The organism is Azospirillum oryzae (assembly GCF_900177515.1).
Lineage (GTDB): Bacteria > Pseudomonadota > Alphaproteobacteria > Azospirillales > Azospirillaceae > Azospirillum > Azospirillum oryzae_A.
Genome location: NZ_FXAK01000007.1, coordinates 2306439 through 2323005 on the forward strand (window position 1 = coordinate 2306439; position 16567 = coordinate 2323005).

Consider the following 16567-nt stretch of genomic DNA (forward strand, 5'->3'; position numbering starts at 1 on the left):
GGAGAGGGTGTTTCCCGTTCCCTCACTTCTTCCAGATCGGCTTCCCGCTGCCCGGCAGGCCGTACAGATCCCATTTGCGGCTGACCTTCTCCACGACCTCATCGGTCATGTGGAGCTTCTCGCCCCATTCTCGCTTGGTCTCCGGCGGCCATTTGTTGGTGGCGTCCAGGCCGACCTTACCGCCGAGACCCGACTCCGGGCTGGCGAAGTCTAGATAATCGATCGGTGTGCCCTCGATCACGGTGATGTCACGGGCCGGGTCCATGCGGGTGGAGATCGCCCACATCACGTCCTTCCAGTTCCGCGCGTCGATGTCGTCGTCCACGACGATCACCCATTTCGTGTACATGAACTGGCGCAGGAAGGACCAGACGCCCATCATCACCCGCTTGGCGTGGCCCGGATAGGCCTTCTTCATGCTGACCACCGCGATGCGGTAGGAGCAGCCTTCCGGCGGCAGCCAGAAGTCGACGATTTCCGGGAATTGCTGGACCAGCAGCGGGATGAACACTTCGTTCAGCGCCTCGCCCAGCACCGACGGCTCGTCGGGCGGGCGGCCGGTGAAGGTGGACAGGTAGATCGGTTTGCGCCGCATCGTCATGGCGGTGACGGTGAAGACCGGGAAGGGCTCGACCGAGTTGTAATAGCCGGTGTGGTCGCCGTACGGCCCCTCGTCGGCGTACTCGTCCAGGCTGACATGGCCCTCCAGCACGATCTCCGCCTGGGCCGGCACCTTCAGCGGCACCGTCCTGCACTCCACCAGCTCCACCTTCTTGCCGCGCAGCAGGCCGGCGAACTGGTATTCGGACAGGGTATCGGGCACCGGCGTCACCGCCGCCAGGATGGTGCCGGGATCGGCCCCCAGCACGACGGCGCAGGGCAGCGGCTCGCGCTTTCCGCTGGCGGCCCAGCGGTGATGGTGCTGGGCGCCGCCGCGGTGCTTCAGCCAGCGCATGATCGTCTTGTTCTTGCCCAGCACCTGCATGCGGTAGATGCCGAGGTTGAAGTCGTCCTCGCGCTTCCCCGTCGGCCCCTTGGTGACCACCAGCGGCCAGGTGATCAGCGGCGCCGGTTCGCCCGGCCAGCAGCCCTGCACCGGCAGGCGGCCGAGGTCGATGTCGTCGCCGGTCAGCACCACCTCCTGGCACGGCGCCGAACCGACGGTCTTCGGCTTCATCGACAGCACGGTCTTGGCGAGCGGGATCAGTTCCAGCGCCTCGCGGAAGCCGCCCGGCGGCTCCGGCTGCTTGAGGAAGGCCAGCGTTTCGCCGACGGCGCGCAGCTGGTGCGGCTCGCGGTCCATGCCCCAGGCGACCCGCTCCACCGTGCCGAACAGGTTGACCAGCACCGGCATCTCGGAGCGCGTGCCGTCCGCCTTGATGACATTCTCGAACAGCACCGCCGGGCCGTTCTCGGCCAGCAGGCGGGTCTGGATCTCGGTCATCTCCAGCACGGTGGACACCGGTTCCTTCACCACCACCAGCCGCCCCGCCTTCTCCAGCCGGTCGATGAAGTCACGCAACGAGGTGTAGGGCATCGCAGGGTGTCCGATGTGGTGGTGGTGCGTCCGAAACGGACGATAACCTTCAACTCGGCGGCCGCCCCGTCAAGTGCGGCGGGGCCGATTCCAAAACAAAACCCCTCCCCCACCCTCGGCGGACCAAGGGTCCGGCCGAAAGCGGGAAAGGGGCTTCGTCACAACTCAGGAACCGGGGTGCGAGACCCGGACAGGGATCAGGGCCTGGGATCAGTACATGTGCTGGCCGCCGTTGACCGACAGGGTCGAGCCGGTCATGAAGCCGTTGTCGTCGTCGACGAGGTACAGCACGGCCTTGGCGATCTCCGACGCACGGCCCAGGCGGCCGACCGGGATACGGGCGACGATCTTCTCCAGCACGTTGGCCGGCACCGCGCGCACCATGTCGGTGTCGATGTAGCCCGGCGCGATGGCGTTGACAGTGATGCCCTTGGCCGCGCTCTCCTGCGCCAGCGCCTTGGTGAAGCCGTGGATGCCGGACTTCGCGGCGGCGTAGTTGACCTGACCGTACTGGCCGGCCTGGCCGTTAACCGAGCCGATGTTGACGATGCGGCCGAAACCGCGCTCGCGCATGCCGTCGATGACGTTGCGGCACATGTTGAAGCAGGAGGACAGGTTGGTGTGGATCACCTTCTCCCACTGCTCGTAGGTCATGCGGTGCATCACGCCGTCACGGGTGATGCCGGCGTTGTTGATGAGCACGTCGACCGGGCCCAGGTCGGACTCGATCGCGGCGATACCCTTCTTGCAGGCGTCGAAATCCGCGACGTCGAACTTGTAGGTCGGGATGCCGGTGCGGGCGGTGAATTCCTCCGCCGCCTGATCGTTGCCGGCATAGTTGGCGGCGACCTTGTAGCCGGCATTCTTCAGGGCGACGGCAACCGCCTCGCCGATGCCGCGGGTGCCACCAGTGACGACTGCAACACGAGCCATAGTTCTTCTCCCCAGATTTAGTGATGGTTGGTTGGTTTCTTTGACTTTTTATTTTTGGGTACGGGACTCCCTCCGCAGGTCCGGCGGATATCCCAAACCGTCAAGCGAAGCGGGCCGCTTGCCCTATTGGAAAGCGGCCCGTCCGGTCCTCAGTCGCGCTGGACGCAGAGGGCAATGCCCATGCCGCCGCCGATGCACAGGGTGGCGAGACCCTTCTTCGCGTCACGCTTCTGCATTTCGAACAGCAGCGTGGTCAGCACGCGGGCGCCCGAGGCGCCGACCGGATGGCCGAGCGCGATGGCGCCGCCGTTGACGTTGACCTTGCTGGTGTCCCAGCCCAGGTCCTTGTTGACCGACAGCGCCTGGGCGGCGAAGGCTTCGTTCGCCTCGATCAGGTCGAGGTCGTCAACGGTCCAGCCGGCTTTCTCCAGCGCCTTGCGCGAGGCCGGGATCGGGCCGGTGCCCATGATCGCCGGATCGACGCCCGCGGTCGCCCATGACACGATGCGGGCCAGCGGGGTGACGCCGCGCTTGGCCGCGTTCTCCGCCGTCATCAGCACCAGGGCGGCGGCGCCGTCATTGATGCCCGAGGCGTTGCCGGCGGTCACCGTGCCATCCTTCGAGAAGGCCGGGCGCAGCTTGGCCAGGGATTCCACCGTGGTCCCGTGCTTGGGGTATTCGTCTTCCGACACGACGACGTCGCCCTTGCGGCCCTTGATGGTGACCGGGACGATCTCGTCCTTGAAGCGGCCGGCCTTCTGGGCGGCCTCGGCTTTCTGCTGGCTGGCGGCGGCGAAGGCGTCCTGCTCCTCGCGGGTCAGCTGCCACTTCTGGGCGATGTTTTCCGCGGTGTTGCCCATGTGATAGCCATGGAAGGCGTCGGTCAGGCCGTCGCGCAGCATGGTGTCGAGCAGTTCGGCGGAACCCATCTTGGTGCCGTTGCGCAGGTGCATGACGTGCGGCGCCATGCTCATGCTCTCCTGGCCGCCGACGACCAGGACGTCGGCGTCGCCGTTCTTGATCGCCTGATAGCCGAGTGCCACGGTGCGCAGGCCGGAACCGCAGAGCTGGTTGACGCCGATGGCGGTCGCCTCCACCGGGATGCCGGCGTTGACGGCGGCCTGGCGGGCGGGGTTCTGGCCCTGGCCGGCGGTCAGGATCTGGCCAAAGATGACCTCGTTCACTTCCGCCGCGTCGGTCTTGGCGCGGGCCAGCGCTTCGCGGATCGCGACCTCGCCCAGAACGTGGGCGGGAACGGCGCTGAGGGCACCGTTGAAGCTGCCGATGGGCGTACGGGCGGCACCGGCGATGACGACTTCGGTCATTGAACGCTCCTCGAAATAGGACAGTTTTATTATAGCGCTGGTGGGACGCTCGGAGTGATTGTTACCTTAAGTCGGGCAACATGACAGGTGCAAGCTGGCCGAAGGTCGCGGCGCTAACCTGTCGCAGCAAGCCATTCGGCCAGCGGCTTCCACACTCCGGTCTCGGCGCCCGCGCTCACCACCATTCCGATATGGCCGAGCGGCGGGCGCAGGATCCGGGCGCCGGGGATCGCGGCGCCCAGCGCCAGGGCGGAGGCCGGGGGCACGATGCGGTCGCGCTCCGGGATCAGGGCCAGGGTGGGCACGCGGATGGCGCCGGGATCGACCGGCAGGCCCGCGACCATCCAGGCGCCGGCCATGGTGTCGTTGCGCCCGTACCAGCCGGCCAGCGCGTCGCGCGCCACCCCGGCCACCAGCGGCACCCCGTCGTTCAGCCAATCCTCCAGCGCGACGAAGGCGGCGGCGGCGCGGGACTCCGGCGCCATGCGGGCGAAGCTGGAAAACTTCTTCAGCGCCAGCAGCGGGTCGAGCTGGGCGAACAGTGCCTGCAGCGCATCGGTCGGCAACTCGCCCCAGCGGTCCAGCACCGGGCCCCAGGGCTGGATGAAGGTCGCCACCCGGCGCGCGGTGGCAGCATCCTCCGCATGGAAATCCCAGGGCGTGGCCATCAGCACCAGCCCGGCGACGGCGCGCGGCCGACGCTGCGCCAGCGACGCGGCCAGCAGCCCGCCCATGCAATAGCCGACCACCGGCACCGGCGCCCCCACCCCCTCCACGACGAAGTTCAGCGCCCGCTCCAGCCGGCCGGCGATGTAGTCGGTCAGGGTGAAGCGGCGCTCCAGCGGCCCCGGCCTGCCCCAATCCAGCAAAAGCGGCCGGAATCCGCGCGCAGCCAGCCAGCGCATCAGGCTCTTGTCCCGCGACAGGTCCAGGATATAGCCGCGGTTGACCAGCGACGGCACGAACAGGACCGGCCGGCCGCCCGTCCCGCCGTCACCGGCCCCTTCGCCATAATCCAGCAGGCGCGATCCCCCTTCCGTCCAGACCACCGGCGGGTCGGGCAGGTCGCGGCGGTAAGGGTGGTGGCGATACCGCTCGATCCCGGTCAGGACGGCGTCGATGCGGCGGCGGATCTCGCGGTCGACCTCACCGCTCAGACGGTCGGCGCCGCCCGCCCCGCCGCCCAGATGGGGCCGGCCCCGGGTCATCCGGTCGGCCTGCGACATTTCGTCCCTGAGCGCCGCCGCCCGGTCCCGCAGGGCCGGACTCCAAGGCAGCAAGCCGTTCCTCAAGAGCGGCAATGCGGCCGAGGAGCTGAGCAAGCTGCCCAGAGCCGCCGTCAGATGCAGGGCCAGCGGGCGCGGCCCCTGCCGCATCCCCGGCCTTGTCCCTTGGCCGGGCGGCGTCTTCTCCGCCTGCCTGTCGTCCGCCAGACGATCGCTCATCGGTGGGCTGTCCGTGTTGGGGGGAGCCGGTGTTGGAGAATGGCCACGGGCGGGGATCCCAGCCGGTGCCGGCCATGGAACCTGCCATAGAGCCGGCGCCAAACCCGCCCATTCCGAAACCGCCCATTCCGAAACCGAACGGCCCGGCGCCCTGCCCCATCATCTGGAACAGGCGGGTCATCATGTCCGCCATTTCCGGATCGGCGGCGCTGGCCGTCCATTGGTCCTGCCACAGGTCCAGATAGCGGCGCGCCAGCGATTCGTAGGACGGCGGATCGCAGGACGATTGATCGGAGGGTCGGTCTGGATTCGACGGGTCGGCCATGGCCGGATTATAGGGGCTGCGGGGCCGGATTGACCAGTCCGGCATGGCGGGTCACCTGACCTTTCGGGTATCGGCGGGAGTGGCCCGGGTGCGTTCCATTTCTCCGTCTGGACCGGCAGATCCAACGCAACCGCGGCGCTATGCCGCGGCGCAACGCTGGACAAATTGCTATCCCTTCGAGTAGTCCTAATGACGGAACAATTTTCGCCGCCTGTCCCGCATGTTCCGGAACACCCGCCCTGGAACATGTCCCTTCTTGAAAGAGTCCGCGATGGCCGACAAGGAAGACCAGAAGTCCGCTCCGATCACGATCAAGAAGTACGCCAACCGGCGGCTCTACAATACCGCCACCAGCAGCTACGTGACGCTGGACCATCTGTGTCAGATGGTGAAGGACGGCTTGGATTTCGTGGTCTATGACGCCAAGACCGGTGAGGACATCACCCGCTCCGTCCTGACCCAGATCATCGTGGAAGAGGAAAGCAAGGGGCAGAACCTGCTGCCCATCAGCTTCCTGCGCCAACTGATCGGCTTCTACGGCGACAACATGCAGTCGGTGGTGCCGCGCTATCTGGAATATTCGATGCAGGCCTTCTCCCGCAATCAGGAGCAGATGCGCGACTATTTCCAGAACACGCTGGGCGGCATGTTCCCGTTCGGCCGGCTGGACGAGGTCAGCAAGCAGAACATGGCGATGTTCGAGCGCGCCATGCGCATGTTCACGCCCTTCGGCGCCGCCGGCGCCCCGGACGAAATGCCCGGTGGCCAGCGTCCGGCCGGCCAGCCCGGCCCGGCGTCCACCAACAACCCGCCCGCCGGTCCGGGCGGCGTGACGTTCGACGAGCTGCAGAAGCAGATCGACGAACTGCAGAAGCAGATCGCCAGCATCGCCAGCCCGGGCAGCAAGTCGGACACAAAGTAACGGGGCGGTCGGACAGGTCCGGCGGAAAACGTTCCCGATAAGCGGACGGCACGGAAGGCGGGGTCATACCCCGCCTTTTTCATTGCGCGGGCCGGGACGGGCGCGCAGGCTTGCATCCGTGCATAGGGGGCACCTTCTCGGCCACCGTGCCGGTCCGGCATTATTGCTGGGTCGACCGGCCGTTCAACAGATCGGAAGGAACCGACCATGACCACCGAACTGACCGTCTCAATCACCCTGGCCAGCGACGACCCGCGCGAGGTCACGCGTTTTGAAAATCTGTTGCGCGACTGGCTCAGCCATCAGCCGGGCGTGGCTGGCATGGCCATCGCGGACCGCGGCAACGACGTGGCGGCCGAGAATATCTGGCGCGCCGCCCGCAAGGCGACCTTCGGCCCGGCGCTTAAGAACCCGTTCGCCCCTTAAAGGCGCCGCAACCGGGGCGATCAGCCCCTGAACAGGTGCGGGACCATCGCCGAATCCGGGCCGACGCCGGAACCCAGGCGCGGATCGGCGGATTCCCGCACCCCCATGCCCAGGCACTTGTCGCCGACGATCCAGGCGTGCAGGACGGCGCGCGTGTCCTCCTCGCGGAATCCGGGCGGGGTTTCCAGCCAGACCGCGCCATGGGCCGCGACATCCTCGCCGATGTCCGGCCCGTCGTCGGCGATCACCACCCCCTGTTCCAGGATGCGGCTCGGCGCGCCGTCCAGTCCGTGCAGGGCGCGAACGGTCACCATGTCGGCCCCGGCCACGCCGCTGGGGTCCAGCGCCGCACGGCACAGGTTCGGGTGGCGTGGATAGAGGTAGGACAGCACCGCCAGCAGCCCGTGGTTCGACCACAGCCAGCACCACAGCGGCGACAGCACGCTCATGCCGCTGCTGCGCAGCCGCTGAAGGAACCCGTCGTCGGCCAGCCCGTCCCAGGGATAGAGCTTCGCCAGCCAGGAGATCGGCTGCCCCTCGTCATCCAGGAAGCGGCGGCCGTCCCAGGCGATGGAGTGCAGCGGCAGCAGGCGGGTGTCGATACCGGCCTCCGCCGCGGTGGCAGCGAGATAGACCAGTTCGCCCTCGCGCACCGGATCGGGGGTGGCGCAGGTCGCATGCATGCGGCCGCGGCCGGGCACGCCCGTCGCCAGTTCCTCCCACCGCTCGACCAGCGCCTCGTGCAGGCCGTTGAACTGGTTGGCGTCGGGGGCCATCGCCTCGCGCCAGTTGCGCTGGATCAGCGAGGCGGCGAACAGCCCCTCGCAGGTGTCGTAATTGCAGCCCAGCAGCTTGACGCTGTCGCGCCCGTCATAGGCCAGCGTCAATCGTCCGGCCAGCCCGCCCGCCCGTTCGTTGCGCCGACCGCCGGCCCAGTAATCGAGCCAGGACGCCTCCAGCATGCGCGCAAGGTCGCCACGGATGCCGAGCGAGGCGAACAGCTTGTGCTCCATCACATGGCGAACGGCGACCGCGATCATGCTGTGCAGTTCATCCGCCACGCTTTCGATCAGGTCGATCTGCGACGCGGTGAACTCATAGACGGTGTCCTCCCGCCAGGCGGCTCCGGCCGACATGGCGCGCACACCATAGGGATATTTGCGGAGACCCGGGCGCCAATCGGCCCGTGGCTTCATCGTCGTCCTTCGCATGCCCGTTCCGATCCGCGGACGTCAGCGCCGGCGAGCCGGACCGCGCACGGCGGCGACGGGCCGGCGCGTGGAAAGGGAGACGGGCAGCAGGCTGGTCAACGATCCACTGGTCAACACTTAACTCCGGGGGCCAATCCGACGCAGGCGCGGATGCTCGCGATGCAATCACTGCGGCGCAAGCACAGCCTTGCGTATGTAACCCGTTCCGCTGCAGCGCACCAGCGCGCATCCGCGATAGCTCCCCCTCGCCGGGGACCGTCGGAACCGCGCCGAATGGGGCTGCCCCCAATTGACCGCCCTCAATCGACCCAAAACGAGACGGGCCGCTGCGGCGAAAGGCGGCAGCGGCCCGGTCCGGACTGCGGCGCGCGTCAGATCAGCGGCGCCGAGGGATTCCGCGCAAGCGACCGCATCGCCCACAGCGCCAGACGGCCACGGCGCGGCTTCATCGCCTCGGCCACCCGATGCACCGGCGGGATCGCCGCCAAATTGGGGACGAGCACCGGCCGGTCGTCGCGCGTGCCGCCGAGCCGCTGGAGCCGGCGTGCCGACAGCACGAGGCGCAGCACCTCCTCCTCGGACACCGCACGACGGGCGGTGACGGAGGCGAGGCTGGCGGCCTCGTACAAAGCCGCCCGTTCGGCCAGCAGGCCGGTCAGGCCCTTGGCAGCCGCGGTCAATGCGGCTTCATCGTAAAGGGCAAGGACAAGCGTCCTCAACCCGTGTTCCATCCGTGTGGACATGGCGGGGGGCTCCGGAAAATCGGAATGGCGTGCGGTTCTGGTGCGTGTGTATCGAAGCGAACAGGTGAAAGTTCGCGGTTCGACAGGCGCAATTATCCGTGCGCGGCACCCGTTCGGCCATGCTCTCCAAGGTGGTAACACCCTGTCAGCCTCCTGCTGATGCAGGATAGCCACAGTGGCTGTACCGATAAATATCCGGATTGGTCGGGAATTGGCCGCCCCGACAGGCGGGAAGAAATGGTGGAGCCAAGGAGGATCGAACTCCTGACCTCTACAATGCCATTGTAGCGCTCTCCCAGCTGAGCTATGGCCCCACTATATTTCTTCTACTCTTCACCAACACAAGAGGTGTTGGTGCGCTTGGAGGGAGTCGAACCCCCACGGCCTTTCAGCCACTAGGACCTGAACCTAGCGCGTCTACCAGTTCCGCCACAAGCGCATCCGCGTTACTTGGGGTCACGCGGGGCGCTCTATGTACCCAGACCGGGCGTTGTGCTCAAGGAGAAAATGCGATTGCGCAAAAGTTTTTTGGGATGGAGGCCGAACGCCCCCTACTCCGCCGGCTTGATCGCGTAGAAACGGTAGACCCGCACGCCGGCCTCGATGGCGGCGACGCGGCGGGCCCACAATTCGACCTCCTCCATCACCGCCAGCTTGGTGGGGGTGTCGAGCTGGAATTTCTCCAGATGCTCGACAAGCCCCTGGATGGCGGACAGGATCAGGCCACGGTGGGTGTCGGAGATGTCCTCGGCGATGCGGAGGTCGAGGTTGCGCTGGGCGAACGCGTTCGCCATGCGGTCTTTCGGCCACAGGTTCGGCGTCAACGGCTCCTTGTCGCACCAGGTCTGGATCGCCTTGGCGCCCATCACATCCGCTTCGGCGATGTAGTCGGTGATCAGCAGATGGCCGCGCGGCTTCAGCGCCAATTCCATGCCGTCGAACATCTGTTCCTTGTCGCGGACGAAGAACAGGCCTTCCTTGTAGACGATGGCGTCGACGCGCTTTGGATAGCCGAAATGTTCGGGATTGAAGGTCTCGATCGGCGCCTTCTTCTCCAGCCCCAGCTTGAAGGATCGGACCATGCCCTCCTTCGCCAGCAGTTCCGACGCCTCCAGCCCGGTGACCCAGCAGCCGTACTTGCCGGCCATGGTGCGGCTGGTGCCGCCCAATCCCGCGGCGAGGTCCAGCACGCTCATCGCCGGGTTCAGGCCCAGCGGCTTGACCAGATAGGGGATGTGGTCGGCGCCGCCGGGGGTGTTGAAGCCCTCGCCCCACATCTTCTCCGCGACCTCGATGCGGGTGGCGGTCCACAGCGGCTTGCCCCAGCGGTTCATGCCGGGGCCGGGTGCGGCAGGCTGCGGCTGTTCGGGCTGTTGCGGCTGCTCCTCGCCCTTCTTCGCCTTCAGGCCGGACAGGTCATAGCCTTCCCACCACGCATAGAGGCGCGTCTTCAGGCTCGGTCCATGCCCGGACGATCCGTCCTTGTCCGTCATCGCCCTTTGTCCGTCATCGCCGTGGCACCCCATCCGCCGATCGACCTGCCAACGCCGAATTCCCCATCCGGCGCCGGACGGCACAGCAATCTTGCGGTTGTCCGGCCGAGTCCCAACACAGCGACCGCAAGAATCCGTCCGGTCTCAGGTTAGACGGACGCTAATTGCATGCAAGTGGAAAAATTTCTTGGTGGAAACACACCCGTCAGCGCGCTGTTTTGGCAGGGGCAGAGCCCGATTCGGGCAGGGAGGCCATGCGCGTGCCCGCCGCATTCAGCACCGGGGCACAGGCCGCCGGCATCTTGCGGACCACCCGCGGCTCGGGCTTGTAGCCCGGCGGATGCTCGATCGCGGGGGAGGCGCTGTCCAGCCAGGACATCAGTTCGTCGTCACAGCCGTCGCCGTCGGGCTGGGCCGCCTGCTGTTCGCACAGCGGGCTGCCGGCCGGGCAATTCAGCCGGATGTGCATGTGGCCGTCATGGCCGTGCCAGGGCCGCAGCTTGTTCAGGAAGCCTCGGTCCGGCCAACTGCGCTGGCACATCGCCAGCTTGATCGCCGGATTGACGAAGATGCGGGCGACGCGGGGGTCGCTGGCGGCGATCTGGATCATCCGGGCCTGCCGGTCCGACCAGTCGGCGGTGACGCGCATGCGGTCGTAATCGACGTATTTGATCTCATCCAGCCGCTCGCGTCCGGCGCGTCCCATCGGCGGCAGGTCCAGCCGCAGCCAGACATCGGCGTCCAGCCCGATCTGGTGGCTGGCATGGCCCGACGGCATCGGTCCGCCGCGCGCCTGCCCCATGTCGCCGATCAGCGCCGTGCCCAGCCCGGCATGCGCCACCCGCTGGCCGAAGTCGCGCAGCATGTCGACAAGCACCGGATGGCCGAAATTGCGCTGGCGCGACAGACGGATCACCTGATAGCCGACGCCTTCCGGCGGCAGGGCGCGGGCACCGGCGACGCAGCCGGCCGCGTAACCGCCGATGGATCTCGGCGCCCCCAGCGACGGGCCGGCAACCGCCCCCCAGGCGACGCTGGTGGCGTAGGCCGGGATCGGGACCGGCTTCTTCTTCCGCGACTTGGCGTCGGCATCGCCGGCCGCCAGCAGAGCGGCCACCAGCCCGACGCACGCAATCACCCTGAAGGCACGCCCCCCGAAAGCACGAATCCCCGCAAGATTCCCCATGTCCGTCCCCCCGCCGTCCCCGGCACCGCGGCCGATACCGCTATAGCGGATCCGTGGTTAAGGAATGATGGAGGATGCATCCAGGCCGCACAACCGGACCCTCCGGCACCGGCCCGGTCCATCCGGGCAATCCGTCCGGGTTGCGCCCGACGGGAAGGCGCCGGCTCAGTCCAGCGTCTGCCGGTAGCGCTTCAACGCCACCACGGTGACCACCGTCAGGAACAGCGCCAGCGCCAGCACCTCCGCCGCGATCTCGGCGAACCCGTTCCCCTTCAGCAGGATGCCGCGGACGATGCGCAGGAAGTGGGTCAGCGGCAGGATCTCACCCACCGCCTGCGCCCAGCCCGGCATGCCGCGGAACGGAAACATGAAGCCCGACAGCAGCATCGACGGCAGGAAGAAGAAGAACGACATCTGCATCGCCTGCAGTTGGTTGCGCGCCAGCGTGGAGAAGGTGAAGCCGACGGCCAGATTGGCGGCGATGAACAGGATCAGCACGGCGGACAGCAGCCCCAGACTGCCCACGATCGGCACGTCGAACAGCAGCCGCGCCGCCACCACGATCAGCAGCACCTGGACATAGCCGACGACGACGAAGGGCACGATCTTGCCCAGCATGACCTCGAACGGCCGAACCGGCATGGCGAGCAGGTTCTCCATGGTCCCGCGCTCCCGCTCGCGGGTGACGGCCAGCGCCGTCATCATCACCATGGTCATGGTCAGCACCACGCCCATCAGGCCCGGCACGACATTGTATTGCGTGATGCCCTCCGGGTTGTAGCGGCGGTGAACGCGCAGCTCCACCGGGTCCGGCCCGGCGCGCAGGCCCGCCAGCGGCCCGGTCAGGTCGGGGTTCAGCGCCTGCCTTGCGATGGTGGACAGCGCCGACAGCGCGTTGCTGGTCGCCGCCGGGTCGGTCGCGTCGGCCTCCACCAGCAGGACCGGGCGGGTGCCGCGCTGGAGATCACGGGCGAAACCGATGGGGATGGTGACGGCGAACTGCACCTCCCCCTCCGCCAGCAGCCGGTCGATCTCGGCCTCCGACGTCGCAGTTCGGGTGATGGCGAAATAGCGGGAATTCTCCATCGCCGCGACCAGCGTGCGGGCGAAGGGGCTGGAATCGGCGACCAGCACGGCGGTCGGCAGCGCCTTGGGGTCGGAGTTGATGGCGAAGCCGAACAGGATCAGCTGCAGGATCGGCACCCCCACCATCATGGCGAAGGTCAGCCGGTCGCGCCGCATCTGGATGAATTCCTTCACCATCACCGCCATCAGGCGGCCCGCCGATATCCGCGCCATCGCACTGCCTCACAGGGCTGGGGGTGCGAGGAGGGTAGCGCGGTTCGATGGAGGCGTCGACGCCCCCCAGATGTTCCCCCTACGCCACCCCGTCCGCCCGGTCGAACTGCAGGGCCGCGAGCCTTGCATAGAGCCCGCCCTGCGCCACCAGCTCACCATGGGTGCCGGTCTCCACCACGCGGCCCTGGTCCATCACCACGATGCGGTCGGCGTTCAGCACCGTCGCCAGCCGGTGGGCGACGATCAGCGTCGTGCGGCCATGCATCAGCCGGTCGAGCGCATCCTGCACCATCCGCTCGCTCTCGGCGTCGAGCGCGCTGGTCGCCTCGTCCAGCAGCAGCACCGGCGGGTCGCGCAGGATGGCACGGGCGATGGCAAGGCGCTGGCGCTGGCCGCCCGACAGCCGCACGCCCTTCTCACCCAGAAAGGTATCGAACCCCTCCGGCAGCGCATCGAGGAAGTCCAGCGCATGTGCGGCCTCGGCGGCGGCACGCACCTCGGTGTCGGAGGCGTCGGGCCGGCCGTAGCGGATGTTCTCCCAGGCATTGGCGGAAAAGACCACCGGGTCCTGCGCCACGAGCCCCAGACGGCGGCGCACCTCCACCGGATCGGCGTCGCGCAGTTCGACTCCGTCGAGCCGCACCGAACCGGCCTGCGGGTCGTAATAGCGCAGCAGAAGCTGGAACACCGTCGACTTGCCGGCGCCCGACGGACCGACCAGCGCCACCCGCTCGCCCGGCTTGACGTCCAGCGAGAAGCCCTCCAGCGCCGCCCAATCGGGCCGCGACGGGTAATGGAAGCGGACAGCGTCGAAGGACAGCGCACCCGCCGCCGGGAGCGGCAGCGGCTTCGGCACGGCGGGGGCGCGGATCTCCGACTCGACGGACAGCAGGCTGAACAGCCGCTCGGTCGCGCCGGCGGCGCGCTGCAGGTCGCCGATCACCTCGCTGATGGCGCCGACCGATCCGGCGACGACCACCGAATAGATGACGAAGGCCGACAGCTCGCCCGGAGTCAGGCGGCCGGCCACCACGTCATGGCCGCCGATCCACAGGATGATGCCGACGGCGCCGAACACCAGCACGATGACGATCACCGTCATCACCGCCCGCACCCGCACCCGGCGGATGGCGACGTCGAAGGCATCCTCCACGCGGCGGCCGAACAGGGCGCGGTCGATGGCTTCGTGGGTGTAGGCCTGGACCGTGCGGATCGCCGCCAGCGTCTCCTCCACGAAGGATCCCACGTCGGCGATGCGGTCCTGGCTATCGCGCGACAGCTTGCGCACCCGCCGGCCGAAGAAAATGATCGGCGCCACCACCAGCGGAACCACCAGCGCGACCAGCCCGGTCAGCTTCGGCGAAGTGATCAGCAGCATGCCAGTGCCGCCGAGGAACAGCAGCGCATTGCGCAGCGCGATGGAGGCGGACGATCCGACCACCACCTGCAGCAGGGTGGTGTCGGTGGTCAGGCGCGACAGGATCTCCCCGGTCTTGGTCGTCTCGAAGAAGCCCGGCGACAGCGTCAGCACATGGTCGTAGACGGCGCGCCGGATGTCGGCGACCACCCGCTCGCCGATCCAGCTCACCAGATAGAAGCGGCCGTAGGTGGAGGCTGCCATCAGCGCGATCACCCCAAGCAGCACCAGCAACGCCCGGTCGAGCAGCGAGGTGTCGCCGCCGGCGAAGCCCTGGTCGATCAGCACCCGCATCCCCTGCCCCAGCCCCAGCACGGTGCCGGCGGCCACGGTCAGCGCCAACATGGCGCCCAGGATCCGCCATTTGTAAGGAAGCAGGAACGGCACCAGACGGCGAAGCGGTCCAAGGTCGCGGCGGCGGACATCCGCCTCGCCACGGGCGGAGGCGGCGATCATGTCGGGGGAGGGTTGGCGAGCCACGCTGTTCCCGCTTGTCTGTTGGGGTTATTGATGCGGATCGCTGGCATATAGCGCGGTAAGGTGAAGCCAACAAGGCGACGTGCCGGTGAAACCGCCCGGAAAATGGCCGTGGAAGCCGTCACCGGCACCCCGAATGAGGCGAGATTCCGGGGTTGCGCCGGGGAGGGGGTTTTGGTATAGACGCCGCTCGCTTTGCAGGAACCCCGGCCATGAAGACTGACATCCATCCCGACTATCACGAGATCACCGTGGTCATGACCGACGGCAGCTCGTTCACGACCCGCTCCACCATGGGCAAGCCGGGCGACACGCTGCGCCTCGACATCGACCCGAAGTCGCACCCTGCCTGGACCGGCGTGCAGAAGCTGCTGGACACCGGCGGGCAGATCGCCAAGTTCAACAAGCGCTTCGCGAACTTCGGCCTCAAGAAGTAAGCGTTACCGCGCTTCTATCCTGCCGATGCGAAAAGGGCGTCCGACCGGTTCGGACGCCCTTTTCGTTTGCGAAAGATCCGCAGGATCGATTGTGCATGATCCGCAGGATCGTTTGTGAAAGATCCGCGAGGGAACCGTTAGCCCACCGCCGCCGCGGCCTCGCGCTCCACATCGGCACGGACCATGGCGTCGAGCCGATGGACGCGCATGTACAGGCTGTGGCTGCGCTCCAGCAGGCTGCGCAGGCCGGACGGCAAATCCTCGTTGTCGGGGCCGCTGGGGTCGGAACAGATCTCGCCGCCGGACAGCGCGAAATCCTCGCTCGCCGCCTGCTCCTTCGTCATCTCGCCGGCATGCACGGCCTTCTGCGCCAGGAGCCACGCCATCACCTGGGTCAGGCGGCTGGTCACCCGCATGGATTCATAGGAAATCTGAAGACGCACCTGCGGCGGCAGCTTCCGGTGTTCGGCCGCGTCATGATAGGCGATGTAATTCCGCGCCTCGATCAAGAGGGCCATCGTCTCGTCGTAGGGACCGTTGAAGAAGAAGGTATGCGAAGTCATGGTCGTCGGCCCCCTCCTGCGGACTTACGGCCCTAGCGTGAGCCTTGCCGCAACTGATTAACAATTGGTGACCGGGCGGCACCCGGCAACCCCAGGCGGGGATTGACCGGTCTTTGTGGATCCGCCCTCTTGAACAGGGAAAAGCGTCGATTATCTCTCGCTCGTCCGGCGGATGCCCATACGGGGTCCGCCATCAACCCGCCCCAAGAGGACCGACCGATGCCGTGGTCCTCGACGGCCGTATCGCTCTTTCGGAGGATATGTCATGCGTAGCTACGACCTTTCGCCGCTGTTCCGTTCCACCGTCGGTTTCGACCGCCTGTCGCGTCTGCTGGAGACCGCGACCACCGGTGACGAGGCGGCATCCTATCCGCCCTACAACATCGAAAAGCTGAGCGAGGATTCGTATCGGATCACCATGGCCGTCGCCGGCTTTGGGATCGACGACCTCAACATCGTCGCTCACCAGAACTCGTTGACCGTCACGGGTAAAGCTAAGAAGGACGAGCCGACCGGCCAATTCCTCTACCGGGGTATCGCCGGGCGCGCGTTCGAGCGCCGCTTTCAGCTGGCCGATTTCATCAAGGTGACCGACGCGTCTCTTCAGAATGGCCTTCTGCACATCGAGCTGGCGCGCGAGGTACCCGAAGCGATGAAGCCGCGGAGCATCCCGATCGTCACCGCCGCCGGCAGCGACGCGGTGGAGGTCGAGACGCCCGCCCTGACCCAGCAGGCGGCCTGACGCCTGACGCGGTCCGTCCGCGCATGATGCGGACATGAGAACGGCGCCTCGGACCATCCGGGGCGCCGTTTCCTTTGCCGGCAATT

Annotated in this window: 15 protein-coding genes and 2 tRNA genes; 4 read left to right on the forward strand and 13 right to left on the reverse strand. The window is 67.4% G+C overall.

Annotated elements, in window-relative coordinates; all coding sequences use genetic code 11:
* Nucleotides 1–22: 22 nt before the first annotated feature.
* The 4 genes from B9N97_RS23365 to B9N97_RS23380 all read right to left on the reverse strand — a co-directional run bounded on the left by B9N97_RS23365 (nucleotide 23) and on the right by B9N97_RS23380 (nucleotide 5240).
* Nucleotides 23–1537 (reverse strand): UbiD family decarboxylase, encoded by a 1515-nt coding sequence (locus B9N97_RS23365; RefSeq protein WP_085090084.1) that lies wholly within the window; start codon nucleotides 1535–1537, stop codon nucleotides 23–25.
* A gap of 210 nt (nucleotides 1538–1747) precedes the next feature.
* Nucleotides 1748–2470 carry an acetoacetyl-CoA reductase gene (gene phbB, locus B9N97_RS23370; protein ID WP_085090085.1) on the reverse strand — a complete coding sequence of 241 codons (723 nt, stop codon included), beginning with the start codon at nucleotides 2468–2470 and terminating at the stop codon, nucleotides 1748–1750.
* Nucleotides 2471–2619: 149 nt separating this feature from the next.
* Nucleotides 2620–3795 (reverse strand): acetyl-CoA C-acetyltransferase, encoded by a 1176-nt coding sequence (locus B9N97_RS23375; RefSeq protein ID WP_085090086.1) that lies wholly within the window; start codon nucleotides 3793–3795, stop codon nucleotides 2620–2622.
* Between the two features lie 113 nt (nucleotides 3796–3908).
* The gene (locus tag B9N97_RS23380; RefSeq protein ID WP_085090087.1) at nucleotides 3909–5240 is read right to left on the reverse strand and encodes an alpha/beta fold hydrolase; all 1332 of its coding nucleotides are present in this window, start codon (nucleotides 5238–5240) and stop codon (nucleotides 3909–3911) included.
* 596 nt (nucleotides 5241–5836) lie between these two features.
* Between B9N97_RS23380 and phaR the strand changes: the two genes are divergently transcribed.
* Together phaR and B9N97_RS23390 are read left to right on the forward strand one after the other, a co-directional pair.
* Nucleotides 5837–6487: a polyhydroxyalkanoate synthesis repressor PhaR gene (gene phaR / locus B9N97_RS23385; RefSeq protein WP_085090088.1), complete on the forward strand. Its 651-nt coding sequence runs from the start codon at nucleotides 5837–5839 to the stop codon at nucleotides 6485–6487.
* 207 nt (nucleotides 6488–6694) lie between these two features.
* Nucleotides 6695–6913 carry a hypothetical protein gene (locus B9N97_RS23390; protein ID WP_085090089.1) on the forward strand — a complete coding sequence of 73 codons (219 nt, stop codon included), beginning with the start codon at nucleotides 6695–6697 and terminating at the stop codon, nucleotides 6911–6913.
* A gap of 20 nt (nucleotides 6914–6933) precedes the next feature.
* Here the strand turns inward: B9N97_RS23390 and B9N97_RS23395 are convergent, their stop codons facing one another.
* The 8 genes from B9N97_RS23395 to B9N97_RS23430 form a co-directional block, all read right to left on the reverse strand.
* Nucleotides 6934–8049, reverse strand: coding sequence for a glutathionylspermidine synthase family protein (locus B9N97_RS23395; RefSeq protein ID WP_244560859.1), 1116 nt, complete (start codon nucleotides 8047–8049; stop codon nucleotides 6934–6936).
* A 446-nt stretch (nucleotides 8050–8495) separates the two neighbouring features.
* Nucleotides 8496–8867: a hypothetical protein gene (locus B9N97_RS23400; protein WP_085090091.1), complete on the reverse strand. Its 372-nt coding sequence runs from the start codon at nucleotides 8865–8867 to the stop codon at nucleotides 8496–8498.
* A gap of 238 nt (nucleotides 8868–9105) precedes the next feature.
* Nucleotides 9106–9181 (reverse strand) — tRNA-Ala (locus B9N97_RS23405).
* Between the two features lie 38 nt (nucleotides 9182–9219).
* A tRNA-Leu gene (locus tag B9N97_RS23410) sits at nucleotides 9220–9306 on the reverse strand.
* Nucleotides 9307–9418: 112 nt separating this feature from the next.
* Nucleotides 9419–10360 carry a methyltransferase domain-containing protein gene (locus B9N97_RS23415; protein ID WP_244560860.1) on the reverse strand — a complete coding sequence of 314 codons (942 nt, stop codon included), beginning with the start codon at nucleotides 10358–10360 and terminating at the stop codon, nucleotides 9419–9421.
* A gap of 205 nt (nucleotides 10361–10565) precedes the next feature.
* A complete protein-coding gene (gene mepA, locus B9N97_RS23420; RefSeq protein ID WP_244560861.1) occupies nucleotides 10566–11498 on the reverse strand; it encodes a penicillin-insensitive murein endopeptidase in 933 nt (310 codons plus the stop codon).
* A 213-nt stretch (nucleotides 11499–11711) separates the two neighbouring features.
* Nucleotides 11712–12845, reverse strand: coding sequence for an ABC transporter permease (locus tag B9N97_RS23425; protein ID WP_085090094.1), 1134 nt, complete (start codon nucleotides 12843–12845; stop codon nucleotides 11712–11714).
* Between the two features lie 79 nt (nucleotides 12846–12924).
* Complete coding sequence (locus tag B9N97_RS23430) at nucleotides 12925–14718, reverse strand: ABC transporter transmembrane domain-containing protein (protein ID WP_085090095.1); 1794 nt, start codon at nucleotides 14716–14718, stop codon at nucleotides 12925–12927.
* Nucleotides 14719–14951: 233 nt separating this feature from the next.
* Between B9N97_RS23430 and rpmE the strand changes: the two genes are divergently transcribed.
* Nucleotides 14952–15176 carry a 50S ribosomal protein L31 gene (rpmE, locus tag B9N97_RS23435; RefSeq protein WP_012974887.1) on the forward strand — a complete coding sequence of 75 codons (225 nt, stop codon included), beginning with the start codon at nucleotides 14952–14954 and terminating at the stop codon, nucleotides 15174–15176.
* A gap of 137 nt (nucleotides 15177–15313) precedes the next feature.
* On the opposite strand, the gene B9N97_RS23440 is transcribed toward rpmE, so the two are convergent.
* The gene (locus B9N97_RS23440) at nucleotides 15314–15739 is read right to left on the reverse strand and encodes a DUF1465 family protein (RefSeq protein ID WP_085090096.1); all 426 of its coding nucleotides are present in this window, start codon (nucleotides 15737–15739) and stop codon (nucleotides 15314–15316) included.
* 265 nt (nucleotides 15740–16004) lie between these two features.
* Between B9N97_RS23440 and B9N97_RS23445 the strand changes: the two genes are divergently transcribed.
* Nucleotides 16005–16481 carry an Hsp20 family protein gene (locus B9N97_RS23445; RefSeq protein ID WP_085090097.1) on the forward strand — a complete coding sequence of 159 codons (477 nt, stop codon included), beginning with the start codon at nucleotides 16005–16007 and terminating at the stop codon, nucleotides 16479–16481.
* Nucleotides 16482–16567 lie beyond the last annotated feature (86 nt).